Source organism: Rhodococcus sp. H29-C3 (assembly GCF_030063405.1).
GTDB lineage: Bacteria > Actinomycetota > Actinomycetes > Mycobacteriales > Mycobacteriaceae > Rhodococcoides.
This window is the reverse complement of the sequence record NZ_JASITC010000003.1, coordinates 388,260-401,536: the sequence shown is the minus strand read 5'-3', so window position 1 is coordinate 401,536 and position 13,277 is coordinate 388,260. Positions and strand designations below refer to the sequence as shown.

9 protein-coding genes are annotated in these 13,277 nt (G+C 63.4%); 1 reads left to right on the top strand and 8 read right to left on the bottom strand.

From position 1 onward, the window contains the following. Positions 1-91: 91 nt before the first annotated feature. From purH to QMK32_RS09105, 7 genes are all read right to left on the bottom strand, one after another. On the bottom strand, positions 92-1,645 hold the full coding sequence (gene purH / locus QMK32_RS09135) for a bifunctional phosphoribosylaminoimidazolecarboxamide formyltransferase/IMP cyclohydrolase (RefSeq protein ID WP_283474449.1): 1,554 nt from the start codon (positions 1,643-1,645) through the stop codon (positions 92-94). Next, positions 1,642-2,283 (bottom strand): phosphoribosylglycinamide formyltransferase, encoded by a 642-nt coding sequence (gene purN / locus QMK32_RS09130; RefSeq protein ID WP_283474732.1) that lies wholly within the window; start codon positions 2,281-2,283, stop codon positions 1,642-1,644. Before purN ends, purH begins: the two co-directional genes overlap by 4 nt. Positions 2,284-2,320: 37 nt before the next feature. Then, positions 2,321-3,892, bottom strand: a complete 1,572-nt coding sequence (locus tag QMK32_RS09125) for a cell division protein PerM (protein ID WP_283474447.1) — start codon at positions 3,890-3,892, stop codon at positions 2,321-2,323. 57 nt (positions 3,893-3,949) lie between these two features. After that, a complete protein-coding gene (locus QMK32_RS09120) occupies positions 3,950-5,083 on the bottom strand; it encodes a DUF5336 domain-containing protein (RefSeq protein WP_283474446.1) in 1,134 nt (377 codons plus the stop codon). A gap of 282 nt (positions 5,084-5,365) precedes the next feature. Next, a complete protein-coding gene (sucD, locus tag QMK32_RS09115; protein ID WP_084347777.1) occupies positions 5,366-6,277 on the bottom strand; it encodes a succinate--CoA ligase subunit alpha in 912 nt (303 codons plus the stop codon). Positions 6,278-6,285: 8 nt separating this feature from the next. Next, entirely contained in the window at positions 6,286-7,449 is a 1,164-nt protein-coding gene (sucC, locus tag QMK32_RS09110; RefSeq protein ID WP_088941817.1) for an ADP-forming succinate--CoA ligase subunit beta, read from the bottom strand. Positions 7,450-7,594: 145 nt separating this feature from the next. Then, positions 7,595-9,433, bottom strand: coding sequence for a hypothetical protein (locus QMK32_RS09105; RefSeq protein WP_283474445.1), 1,839 nt, complete (start codon positions 9,431-9,433; stop codon positions 7,595-7,597). 245 nt (positions 9,434-9,678) lie between these two features. Between QMK32_RS09105 and QMK32_RS09100 the strand changes: the two genes are divergently transcribed. Next, complete coding sequence (locus QMK32_RS09100) at positions 9,679-10,704, top strand: M23 family metallopeptidase (RefSeq protein ID WP_283474444.1); 1,026 nt, start codon at positions 9,679-9,681, stop codon at positions 10,702-10,704. An 84-nt stretch (positions 10,705-10,788) separates the two neighbouring features. Here the strand turns inward: QMK32_RS09100 and QMK32_RS09095 are convergent, their stop codons facing one another. Continuing rightward, the gene (locus tag QMK32_RS09095; RefSeq protein WP_283474443.1) at positions 10,789-13,263 is read right to left on the bottom strand and encodes a UvrD-helicase domain-containing protein; all 2,475 of its coding nucleotides are present in this window, start codon (positions 13,261-13,263) and stop codon (positions 10,789-10,791) included. Positions 13,264-13,277 lie beyond the last annotated feature (14 nt).

Sequence of the window (13,277 nt, the reverse complement as noted above, 5' to 3'; positions counted from 1 at the left end):
TCACTTCACCACGTTACGAGCGTTCGCACATTTGTGCACCCCCTACCCGGATTCGGGCGTCCCGACGAGCGGGGATGCACAACTGCGAACTCTAATGCGCGAAGTGCCGTGCACCCGTCAGATACAACGTGACGCCGGCATCCTGAGCGGCTGCGATGACCTCGTTGTCGCGTACCGATCCGCCGGGCTGTACAACAGCCCGCACCCCTGCGCTCAGCAACACCTGCAGCCCGTCGGGGAAAGGGAAGAAAGCATCCGAGGACGCGACCGAACCTTCGACGCGTTCGCCTGCCCGCTGGACCGCCAGATGAGCCGCATCGACGCGATTGACCTGGCCCATTCCGACGCCGACCGAGGCGCCATCGTGCGCGAGAAGAATCGCGTTGGACTTGACCGCTCTACATGCACGCCAAGCGAATTCGAGGTCCTTCAGCGTCTGTGCGTCGGCCGGCTCACCGGCTGCGAGCGTCCAGTTGGCCGGGTTGTCACCGTCGGCGTCGATCGCGTCGCGCTGCTGCAGGAGCGTGCCGCCGGAAATAGGCTTCAGCTCGATACCCTGCGGCGCCGGCGGCGTAGCGAGAAGCACACGAATGTTCTTCTTGCGCTGCAGAACTCCCAATGCACCATCCGCGTACGACGGCGCGACGATGACCTCGGTGAAGATCTCCGCTACCTGCTCCGCCATCTCGACAGTCACCTCGCGGTTGGCTGCGATGACGCCGCCGTATGCACTGACCGGATCACACGCGTGCGCTTTGCGATGGGCCTCGGCGATGCTCTCGCCCAGCGCGATACCGCAGGGATTGGCATGCTTGACGATCGCGACAGTCGGCGCAGAGTGGTCGAACGCAGCCCGCCACGCGGCGTCGGCGTCGGTGAAGTTGTTGTACGACATCTCCTTACCGTGCAGCTGCTTCGCCTGCGCAATGCCGTCACCCGCTGGGTCGATGTACAGCGCAGCAGCCTGATGCGGATTCTCGCCGTACCGAAGCACTGCAGATCGGTCCCACGTGCCCCCGATCCACTCGGGAAATGTCGACTCGGGATCACTCACGAGGACACTGCTCATCCACGATGCGACTGCGACGTCGTACGACGCAGTGTGTGCAAACGCCTGCGCCGCAAGGGCAGTACGTTCGGCGAGCGTGAATCCGCCACCGGACACGGCAGCGAGAACACCTTCGTACCGAGCAGGATCCACAACCACGGCCACCGACGGATGATTCTTCGCCGCAGCGCGAACCATCGACGGTCCACCGATATCGATCTGCTCGACACATTCGTCTTCGGACGCGCCGCTACGAACAGTCTCGGTGAACGGGTAAAGATTGACGACCACGAGCTCGAACGCCTCGATACCGAGCTCTTCGAGCTGCGCGAGATGCTCGGGCCGTCGAGTGTCCGCGAGCACTCCTGCATGAACGCGTGGGTGCAGGGTCTTGACCCGGCCGTCGAGCGTCTCGGGGAAGCCGGTGAGATCCTCGACCTTGGTGACCGGAATCCCCGCGTCGGCGATCTTCGACGCCGTGGAACCGGTGGACACGAGGGCGACACCTGCGTTGTGCAAACCGGTCGCGAATTCGATCAGTCCGGTCTTGTCGTAAACACTGACCAACGCACGCCGCACTGCTTTACGTTCACTCATCGCCTAATCTGAGCCTTTCGTCCATCGGAGACAACACCTCGGGTGGCCACGGCCGCGACCACATCGACCAGCAGCCGTCGTTCCACAGTTTTGATTCGCTCGTGCAGCGACGATTCACTGTCGCCTTCGTGCACCGCCACGGCTTCTTGAGCCAGGATCGGTCCGGTGTCGACACCCGAGTCGACGAGGTGCACCGTCGACCCCGTCAGCTTGACGCCGTATTCGATCGCGTCCCGAACAGCATGTGCACCGGGAAACGACGGCAGCAGTGCCGGGTGCGTGTTGATGATGCGCCCGGCGAAAGCGTCGATGAAGCTCGGGCCCAGGATCTTCATGAACCCGGCGGTGACGACGAGATCCGGCTGATGCTTCGCGACGGATTCGGTGAGTGCTACATCCCACTGCGCGCGGTCCGCGTAATCACGAAGTCCGATTCGGAAGTGGTCGATGTCAGCCGCACGTGCATGCTCGACGGCGTCGCACTCGCGATCGACACCGACTGCCGCGATTCGCGCGGGATAAGTGTCCACCGCAGCAGCAGCGATCAGCGAATGCAACAACGAGCCGGTGCCCGAAGCGAGGACAACGACTCGTGCTCGGTGCTCACGCGAGGCAGTCAGCGCAGTTCTCCTGAGAATCGTCGTGGTTGCCCGTCGATCCGGGCCAGCACAAAGACTAGTCGCTGCGCTCTGCAGGCTTGACGGGCAGGTCCTCTGTGGACTTCACCTCGACCGGTTCTTCGACGTCCGACGTCTGTTGTGCAGCCAAGTCCACAACCTCTGCCTCGACGACGTCATCGGCCGCCGACGCAGCCGCATCGGGTTCTGGCGCAATCGTGGGTACCTCGATGGCCTCGGGCACTTCGATGATCTCGGCGTCCAAAGCATGTTCCTCGTGGACGGCGGGTTCGACATCGGCAGACTGCTGGGTCCCGGCGGGCTGGGTCTCTGCGGGCTGGGTCTCTGCGGGCTGGGTCTCTGCGGGCTGGGTCTCTGCGGGCTGGGCTCGAGTCGTCAGGACAGGCTGGTCGCTTTCGCGCACGGTTTTCTCGGAAACCGATTCATCGTGCTTCGATCCCCCACGCCACGCGGTGAGTGCGGCAGCCAGTGATCCGACCACCGCCAACCACGCGAATGTCAACAAACCGAACGACCACACCGTGATTTCCACGGTGCCGAACGTCCCCAGGTTTCCGCCTGCCGCGAAGCCGCCCACTGCCGCGAGAATCCCAAGTGCCGCGGCACCGAGCCAGACCGAGGACATTGCGTAATGCACGTCGACGGTTCGACGTGCGCAATCGCGACCGAGCATGACAGCAGCCGTGATCGGGACCACGAGCATCAAGAACCATGCCGTCTGCGCTGAGCCTTCCGGCAGAACCGCAAGAACCGGGAGCGGCGGAAGTGGACCGGCCCCAGTGTGGAAAAGACTGACCGAGGCTTCGCCGACATGCGCTGCGGATCCGACCGACACCGCAGACGTTCCGAGCACCACATTGGGTAGATAGAGGATCGAGAGGACGGTGAGCCCGAGGACGCCGACGAATCCGTTCCCGGCGTCGAGAAGCATCTCCATCGTCGACCACGACGCGACCATCGCCGCGAGAGATATAGCTGCACCACCCGCAATCAGAACCATCGCGGCGCGCGTCGTCGGCCGCACGACCTCCCCCACCCAGGCGGGGAACCTCGGGGCCAGGCCGAGCGAATCCCAGCTTCCCATCACCACACCGATAGCGGCAGCGGTGGCATGAACTCCGGCGACCCAAGCGAACGCGTGAAACGCATTCGGGCTCGACAGACCGATCGCGGCCGAGGCATCGGTGGCGACAGCCAACGCGACCGCGGTGACGAGCAGTGGCCCGAGTACGGCGGCAGCGAAGATCGATCCCAGTTCTCGACGCGTCGAGAACTCCATGGAAACCCGGTGGACGCCACGTGCGACCACGACGATGAGCACAATCGTCGGAAGCAACGGCAACACTCCGAGAGCCGTTCCGGAAATACTCAACGGCACCTGATGAACGGCGAACCACATACCGGCAATCGCGCCGAGCGTCCCGGTGAGCTCACTGTTGGCGGAGACGAGCGTGACCAGAACGAGCGAAGCAAGGATTGCTATCAAGAGGCCGGGAACCCGGAAACCGACCTGGACCAACATTCTGGACTGGGCAGGGGTCAACAGCGGTGGACGCTGCTGTGCCGGGTGCCGCGTACGCCGTCTCTCGTGATTCAGTAGAGCGCTCATCAGGGATGAGGGTTTCACTATCGGGCGAGGCGATGGATCAGGCGCGCCGGAGATGCCCTACTTCTCGTCGTCGTTGGCGGGAGTGGTGCCGAACGCCTGGGTGGGTTCACTGTAGGAGGGCCCACCGGTCGAGCCACCCTCTGTGTGTGTGGACGGCCCTCCTGACTGCTGATCCGTCGGCACTGCCTGTGTCTCGGGCGGGACTGCATGTTGAGGCGCTCCCGATCCAGCAGAACCCACCGGCGGCTGGCCGTACTGATACTGGCTGTACGGCGAAGCCTGATCGGCAGAGCCCGTCGATCCGCTTGCACCCTGCTGCTGAGGGTCGACCGGGTAACCGAGGCTGCCGGATGGATTTTGGCCGCGCGCAGGCTGATTGGGTGCAGGCTGTCCCGAGTAGGTCGGTGGAACGTAACCACCCTGGCTCTGGCCTCCATAGCTCTGCTGTGGCTGACCGTAACCGTAGTTCGGTGGCTGCTGGCCCTGCTGGCGATAACCCTGAGTTGGCGAATAACCCTGGAACTGATTCTGCTGGCCGTACGAAACAGCCTTTGGCGCAGGAACTTTCAATACACCCGCACCGAACAGAAGCGCGGCGATCGCAGCAAGTGATTGAAAGAACCCGAGTACCAAGACGATGATGGCACCGGTTCCCAGACCGATCGAGCTGCCCATTCCTCCGCCCGAGTCGATATTGAAGGACTGGAATACCAGCGTCAGCCACCCTGAAATCGCCAACGCTGCCGCGATTCCGATGGTGCTCGACTGCTTGGGTAACAATCCGACCGCCGCCACGAGCCCCGAGGCCAACAGCAGCGCGATCGAAGTGGGGTCACCGTTACCGAACTGGAAGAAGTTACTGGACACGTCGAAAGCCGAGTACTGGCCGGCCAGTCCGACCAGAAAACCGATCCCGCCGAGCGCGGCGACCACCAGCGTCAGAATCCGCGGAAGCGGCGACGGCGTATCCGAGGTGGGCGACGGCGAGTACTGACCTGGTTGCGAGTACGACTGTTGCCCTGGCGCCTGCTGAGACGGACCCTGCGAAGAAGGCCCCTGCGGCGACGGACCCTGTGCAGACGGACCCTGTGGGGTCGCGCCGTAGGACGGGCCGGTCGGGCCGTGGCTACCGTATCCGCCGGTTCCGTAACCGGGCGAACCTGAGTTTGGGCCCTCGGGCGGATAGGTCATGACACTCACCTCATGTTTCTACGTCGAATTCGGGTCCACGGACCACGCTAGTCTACGGACCCGGTGCGACACCCCGGCCCGCATCGACCGGCGCAGATGACACAGCACCTGAGTGGCCAAAGACCGTGCGGGACCAGCAAATCGACCGCTTCGATGTGCCATTCATACGATCAGATAGCTAGAGCGGGCCATTGAAGCAGGCGGGCGGAGCCAAGCGGGCGCGGGGCGGGCAGAAAACAAAAGGCCCGCCACCACCGGTGACGGGCCTTTCGAAGATGAAAGCTACTTGACGGAGAGCGATTCCAGGATCTCGCGAGCAAGTGCAGCGGTCTCGGACGGCGTCTTGCCGACCTTGACGCCTGCAGCCTCGAGAGCGTCCTTCTTGCCCTGAGCCGTACCCGAGGAGCCGGAGACGATGGCGCCTGCGTGGCCCATGGTCTTGCCTTCGGGAGCGGTGAAGCCTGCGACGTAGCCGACGACGGGCTTGGTCACGTTGGCCTTGATGTAATCGGCTGCGCGCTCTTCGGCGTCGCCACCGATTTCGCCGATCATGACGATGATCTTGGTCTCGGGATCATTCTCGAACGCCTCGATGGCGTCGATGTGCGTCGTACCGATGACCGGGTCTCCGCCGATGCCGATGGCCGTCGAGAAGCCGAAGTCACGGAGTTCGAACATCATCTGGTAAGTCAGCGTGCCGGACTTCGAGACGAGGCCGATGGGCCCGGTGCCGGAGATGTTGGCGGGCGTGATGCCGACGAGAGCTTCACCGGGGGTGATGATGCCGGGGCAGTTCGGTCCGATGATGCGGGTCTTCTTGCCCTTCTCCACGTTGTAGGCCCACGCGTACGCGGAGTCCTGCACGGGGATTCCCTCGGTGATGACGACGAGCAGCGGGATCTCCGCGTCGATCGCTTCGACGATGGCGTCCTTGGCGAATGCCGGCGGCACGAAAGCGATGGAGACGTCCGCGCCGGTCTTCTCGATTGCCTCGGCGACCGTGCCGAAGACGGGAAGTTCGATGTCGTTGCCGTCTTTGTCGACGTGCTTGACCGTGGTTCCGGCCTTACGTGCATTGACGCCGCCGACGACCTGGGTGCCGGCCTTGAGCATCAGAGCGGTGTGCTTGGTGCCCTCGCCGCCGGTGATGCCCTGGACGATGACCTTGTTGTCCTTGTTCAGAAAGATTGACATGGTTTCCTCTACTTCGCAGCCAGCTCGGCGGCCTTGTCGGCGCCCTCGTCCATGGTCTCGGCGAGCGTCACCAGCGGGTGCGCGGCGTCGGCGAGAATCTTGCGTCCTTCTTCGACCTTGTTGCCGTCGAGACGAACCACCAGCGGCTTGTTGGCCTCGTCACCGAGCTTCTTCAGCGCGCCGACGATGCCGTTGGCAACCGCGTCGCAGGAGGTGATGCCACCGAAGACGTTGACGAACACGCTCTTGACCTGCTCGTCACCGAGGATGACGTCGAGGCCTGCAGCCATGACCTCGGCCGAGGCGCCGCCACCGATGTCGAGGAAGTTGGCGGGCTTGACGCCACCGTGGGCTTCGCCTGCGTATGCAACGACGTCGAGGGTCGACATAACCAGTCCGGCACCGTTACCGATGATGCCGACCTGTCCGTCGAGCTTGACGTAGTTGAGGTCGTTTTCCTTGGCCTTGGCCTCGAGGGGATCGGCAGCGTCCTTGTCCTCGAAGTCCGCATGGCCGGGCTGACGGAAGCTTGCGTTCTCGTCGAGGGTGACCTTGCCGTCGAGGGCGAGGATCTCATCGTCCGGGGTGCGAACCAGCGGGTTGACCTCGACCAGGAGAGCATCTTCGTTGATGAAGACCTCCCACAGCTTCTGGATGGTCACCGCGGCGGAGTCGAGCACCTCGGCGGGAAGCTTTCCCTTTTCGGCGATTTCACGAGCAAAAGCGAGGTCGACGCCCTTGACTGCATCGACTGCAATCTTGGCGAGTGCGTCGGGGTTCTCTACCGCCGTCACCTCGATCTCCACGCCACCCTCGACCGAACACATCGCGAGGTAGGTGCGGTTGGTGCGGTCGAGCAGGAAGGAGATGTAGTACTCCTCGGCGATGTCGGATGCTTCTGCAACGAGAAGCTTCTTGACGACATGGCCCTTGATGTCGAGTCCGAGAATCGCTTCTGCGTTCTCGGTGGCTGCTGCGACGTCCTTGGAGTACTTGACGCCGCCGGCCTTGCCACGTCCGCCGACCTTGACCTGCGCCTTGACCATTACTGGCTTGCCGATTTCCTTGGCAATTTCTGTTGCTCCGGCGACCGTGTCCGTGACACGACCTGCGGAGGTTGGTACGCCATGCTTGGCGAACAATTCCTTCGCCTGGTATTCGAAGAGATCCATCAGCTCACCGTCTCGTCTACGTTGACGCCCGCTCCAGGGTGTGAGCGGGTCTGAGCATCGACTTTATCCAGGTAGTCCACGGGCGCATCGGGCGCATGGATGGTATGTGGTCTATCTCACCGGCAGGTGCCATGTGTCCTATGCCTCACCGTAGACGGCTACGAGCCGAAAGTAGCGCGGCCACAGCAAGAGTGAGCGCTCCGAGCGCCCCGACGATCACTCCGGGACCGATCACGGGCTCGAGAGCGCGTGTCTTGGTCAGCGGCCACCCGAGCAAATAGATGATCATCGCGATCACGCAGCCCACGAGAAGTGCAGTGCCGCGCGCAGGCCTCGACCGTGACGCAACGACGGCGGAGACCACGATGGTCACAGCGAGAAATGCCTGTCCCCAGACGTCCCATCCCCAGGGGAAAGTACCGAACCACGCTGCAGTGACGTCCGTGCCACGGTAGAGCGGCAGCGCCAGGCCTGCCACCGACAACAGCGCTCCGAGCCATGCCGCTGATCCGAGCCTGACGTCGACGCGCATGTCCGAGGTGTCGACGTCCTCGCGCTCAGTGCTGCCGGCGAGAAGCACGCATCCGCCACACAACACTGCGCCGACAGTGCCCAGTGCCGTCGCGATGCCGCCGACGCCGAGGGCAATGCCGTCGATGTCGGTGGCCAGGACAACCGACTGCAGAACGCCGGATGCACCCATCACGGCGGCAGCCGTCAGGACACCGAGCGCGGGACGGACTGCTGCCGCCAATACCGAGAAGAACATCGGTATGGACGCCAGGACCAACACGAAGCCCGCTACGGCCGCGACCCTCGTGGCAAGGATCGTCGGATTCGCAAGCCCATCCGGAACGGTGAGGGTCGGCAAGAGGGCGCCGGTGACGATGAGGACACCTGCCGCGAGACCCGCAACTCCGGCGACGACGTGCCAACGCGTCGTCACCGACGTCGAGTCCAGGGTCGTGGTGCGTCGAACCCCGTCGGAGACGCCACGTCGCTCCCGGAGCTTGGACACCGAGACGAGCACAATTCCTACGACCACGAGCACGGCCGACGCAACGACGCCGACCCACGATCCGGGCGCCGCGTCGACCCCCGGCCCACTCGACGCACCGGCCACCACTCGCGAGCCCGTGACGCCGAGCATGCCGAGTCCTGCGCCTACGGAAGCGCCGGCCGCGACGGTAGGGGAAATCGACGCAAGCACCGCCGCCACCACGATCAGTAGGGCCAGGGCAACGATCCCCGACCCCACCGACGTCGTCACCGGGGAGTCGATCGCGACGGGAACCAGCACGATGGCGTCGGAAGAGTAGTAGGGCGACGCGAACATCGATCCCGCCGCAACGGCGGCAGCGGCGACGGCAAGTACGGACAACCACCCGCCGATTCGGATTGCCGAGGCCCGGTTGGTCATGTCCGAGTGGGTGGAGTGTCCGTATCCGTCTAACATGGAGGCTCGGCTCACCGCGACCAAGCCGAACAACCCGCCCAGCGCCGCTAGGACATGTGCGGCAAGAATCAGATAGGCACCGGCGCCTGGTTGGAGCGCAGCGGCAGTGATGGGACGAAACAGTTCCAGACGATTCGAATCGATCGGATCGATCAGGAGTCCGACATCGAGGACGGCCAGACCGGCCGACACCGCCCCGTAACCGGCCGTCACAGCGCCGGTGAGCGCAGCGCGGCGCGCAATCACACCGAGCACTGCCATCAAAGACACCAGGACCACCGGCGCAAGCGCAATGAGCGCCGCAACAGTGACGCCCGCGCCGATCGCCTCTCCGTTAGCTGCGGTGACCGAATCCTGCGTGACAACTGACTCGAACGACAGCGCTACAACGCCGCACAGCGCGGCAACCACAGTCGCGGACGCTGCGAGAACTGCTGGCGCGAACGCGCTCTTGTCGTCGTCGCGGTCGGGCTCGATCCGTCGAGGGAGTACCTGTGCGGACTGGTCGGTCTCGGAGATAGGTGCCACGACAGCGACGTTATCTGCCGGCGCCGATTTACATCGACTCCGCGGGCCGCGTTTCGATAACGCGCATTCGGGTAGTTGTAACCGAGCGAGGTTGATCGCTGAGGGGACATTTCCCCTGTTCACACTGTGAGGCATGTCACATATCGGCCCAGTCTGAGCCAAAAACTTGCGCGCCTCGCGATCGTTTCGTTACCGTCTGCGGAGTCTTAAGTAACGAGCAGATCACGAAACGGAGGTCGAAGGTTTTGTCGCAGCACCGCGCGTCCTTCACCACCAGCAGATTCGTCACCCCGGCCGCTGTGACCGAAAGTGCACCTACCATGTACTCGACCGATACCAGCTGGGGAACCGAGGCCGCCGACTTCGAAACGCCGACCTACGACTATTTCGCCAGCAACTACGGCCCCGCCGAGAGCTACCACGATGCCGAGCTGCACAGCTCCGTCGACATCGATAGCGCCGCGGGCACCGAATCCGTTACACCGATCTTGGAAGTACCCCGCCGCGGTGGATCGCACCGCATCCCCACGCCGCCCACCGCACTCAAGGGTCGGGCAGCCGTTCTCGCTGTTGCTGCCGGGGCTATCGTCGCCGCAGGACAGGCCGTTATCGATCACGCGCCTGCCACCGCCACTTCCGAAGAAGTCGCTCTGGCTGCAGGTTCTGCGCCCGCCGCACCCGGCATTGCCGCAACGGCAGTTCCGCAGGCAGCCCAGTTCGCCACCGACTCCAAGAGCACGGCCGCCTCTCAAGCTCCTCAGATACTCAACGTCGCCAACCCGGTAGACCTGAGCGAGTTCAGCAATTTGTTGGCAAAGGGTCAGCGTTTCAGCGAAGAGCGCGCCGCACGCGAGGCCGCTGCTCGACGCCCGCTGTTCGTCCTACCGGCCGTCGGAACCTACACCTCCAACTTCGGGGCCCGCTGGGGCACCCTTCACGCCGGCGTCGATATCGCCAACGCCATCGGAACTCCGATCGTCTCGGTTGCCGACGGCAAGGTCATCGATGCAGGTCCTGCTTCCGGCTTCGGAATGTGGGTTCGCGTACAGCACTCAGATGGCACCGTCACCGTGTACGGCCACATCGACACGGCAACCGTGACGGTCGGCCAGCAGGTCATGGCCGGCGATCAAATTGCCACCATGGGCAACCGCGGTTTCTCCACCGGCCCGCACCTTCACTTCGAGGTCCACTTGCCCGGCGAGAACAAGATCGACCCGCTCCCCTGGTTGGCTTCACGAGGCATCGGCCTCGGCCCCGAAAGGGACTAGCAACACCTTCTCCGCCCGCACACAGACATTCCCCCCGGCTACACACGCCCTTTCGTGAACGTGTGTAGCCGCGGTGGACTCCAATCAGAGCTTGGTCATCGGCACCCCACCGATAAGCATCATCTTCACTCGTCCGGATGTGCCGAAGTCGACGAGAACCATCGCGGAGGTTCCGCTCCCAGTCGACTCGAGGACGGTTCCGAGACCGTACTTATCGTGGTTGACGCGGTCGCCTACGGCCAACACCAACGTGTTGTTGCGAGCACGAGCGGAACCGAAACTCGGTGTACTCGAAGCCCCGCCGTGGGAACTTCCGCCCCCGAAACTTCCGCCGCCGAATCCCCCGCCGCCGTAACTGCCCTGTCTTGTGCGCCCCCCGCCGATGGAGCGTCCACCGCCGATACCCGGGTCCTCACGCTTCCATTTGATCAGCTCCTGCGGAATCTCCTGCAGAAAGCGTGATTCCGGGTTGTTGATCGGCTGCCCCCATGCCGAGCGCATGACCGCGCGGGTTACGTATAGCCGGTGGCGAGCCCGGGTGATTCCCACGTAGGCAAGACGCCGTTCCTCCGACAGCTCGTTCGGATCTCCGAGCGCGCGCATGTGCGGGAACTGCCCGTCCTCCCAGCCGGTCACGAAGACCACAGGAAACTCCAGCCCCTTGGCCGTGTGCAATGTCATCAACGTGACGACACCGGTACCGGAGTCTGGAATCTGATCGGTGTCGGCTACCAACGACACTCGTTCGAGGAATGCCCCGAGCGAACCAGGTTCCGGTAGTCCCTCCTCCGGATCCGCCTCGCCGTCGGGCACCGTTTCGGTGACGCCCTCGGCGTCGAGTTCAGCCGCGACCGCGGCAAGATTACGTGCCTCGGAGGTGAATTCCCTTGCCACACTGACCAGTTCGTTGAGGTTGTCGAGGCGGGCACCATCCTGAGGATCGCTACTCCCCTCGAGTTCCGCCCGATATCCGGTCCTGTCGAGAACTGCCTCGACGACGTCGCCGATGTCGACGACGTCGTTACCATCACCGTCCGTCGTCGTGAGAACCGCGCGGAGTTCGTCGAGCAGTTCGAGAAACTGGCCGATGAGTTTCTGAGACCGACTGTTCAGTAATGCGACGCGCCCGTCGGCTGCATCTCGCAGTGCCCGCGAGAAGCTCATGTCCCGTTGCTCGGCATGCACGGCGACACATGCCTCGGCCCGGTCACCGATTCCTCGGCGCGGAGTGTTCAGGATACGACGCATGCTCACTGTGTCGTCCTCGTTGGACAGCACACGTAAGTACGCCACCATGTCGCGGACTTCTTTGCGCTCGTAGAAGCGCACACCGCCGACGACCTTGTAGGGCAATCCGAGCCGAATGAAGATTTCCTCGAGTGCTCGCGAGGAATTGTTGGTGCGATAGAAGACCGCCACCTCGTCGTAGCGCACGTCGTGGTTGTCCACGAGTCGATCGATCTCCGACGCGACGAACGACGCCTCGTCGTGCTCGTTGTCGGCTACGTAACCGACGATCAGTTCACCCTCACCGGTGTCCGTCCACAGCTTCTTGTCGCGTCGGCCGGTATTGCGGGAGATGACCGAGTTGGCGGCCGAGAGAATATTCTGCGTCGAACGGTAGTTCTGCTCGAGCAGAATCGTGCGCGCATCGGGGTAGTCGCGTTCGAACTCCACGATGTTGCGAATAGTGGCCCCTCGGAACGCATAGATCGACTGATCCGCGTCACCCACGACGCACAGCTCACCCGGCTCGATGGTGCCCTCCAGCGCGCCGTCGGCGTCCGGTGTGCCGACCAATTCTCGAACCAGCATGTACTGGGCGTGGTTGGTGTCCTGGTACTCGTCGACGAGAACGTGCCTGAACCGCCTCCGGTAGTATTCCGCGACCTGAGGAAACGCTTGCAGCATTCCGACCGTCTCGCCGATCAAATCGTCGAAGTCCATCGCATTGGCCGCGCGCAGACGCTGCTGATAATGGCCGTACACCCGAGCGATGAGCTTGGGCAGCTCGACAGGCTCCTTCTCCGCATCCGACGCTGCATCGTCCGGGCTGATCAGCTCGTTCTTGAGATTGGAGATCGACGTGGAGAGCAGACGCGCCGAAAACTTTTTCGTGTCGATCTGCAGATCCTTCGAGATCATCGTCAGCAGGCGACGAGAATCGTCGGCGTCGTAGATCGAGAAGTTGGAGTTCAACCCCGGCAACAAGGAGGCCTGGCTACGTAGTATCCGGACGCAACTCGAGTGGAACGTCGATACCCACATGTTGTTCGCTCGCGGCCCAACGAGTCCGACGACTCGCTCGCGCATCTCGGCTGCAGCCTTGTTGGTAAACGTGATGGCAAGTACCTGTCCCGGGGTGACACCACGCTCAGCCAGCAGATATGCGATGCGGCGCGTCAGGACTGCAGTCTTGCCCGAACCCGCGCCCGCAACGATCAGGAGAGGCGACCCGGTGTGCATGACGGCCTCGCGCTGCTGTGTATTGAGACCCTCCAGCAGTGCTTCGGACTTGGATCTACCGGGAACGGGTACAGCTACAAGATTCATGTTCATCGCTGTCTCAGGCT

Bases quoted from the DNA above. Each gene is read 5' to 3' on its own strand.
- purH (WP_283474449.1), bottom strand. From the start codon at position 1,645: ATGAGTGAACGTAAAGCAGTGCGGCGTGCGTTGGTCAGTGTTTACGAC.
- QMK32_RS09125 (WP_283474447.1), bottom strand. From the start codon at position 3,892: ATGAGCGCTCTACTGAATCACGAGAGACGGCGTACGCGGCACCCGGCA.
- QMK32_RS09120 (WP_283474446.1), bottom strand. From the start codon at position 5,083: ATGACCTATCCGCCCGAGGGCCCAAACTCAGGTTCGCCCGGTTACGGA.
- sucD (WP_084347777.1), bottom strand. From the start codon at position 6,277: ATGTCAATCTTTCTGAACAAGGACAACAAGGTCATCGTCCAGGGCATC.
- sucC (WP_088941817.1), bottom strand. From the start codon at position 7,449: ATGGATCTCTTCGAATACCAGGCGAAGGAATTGTTCGCCAAGCATGGC.
- QMK32_RS09095 (WP_283474443.1), bottom strand. From the start codon at position 13,263: ATGAACATGAATCTTGTAGCTGTACCCGTTCCCGGTAGATCCAAGTCC.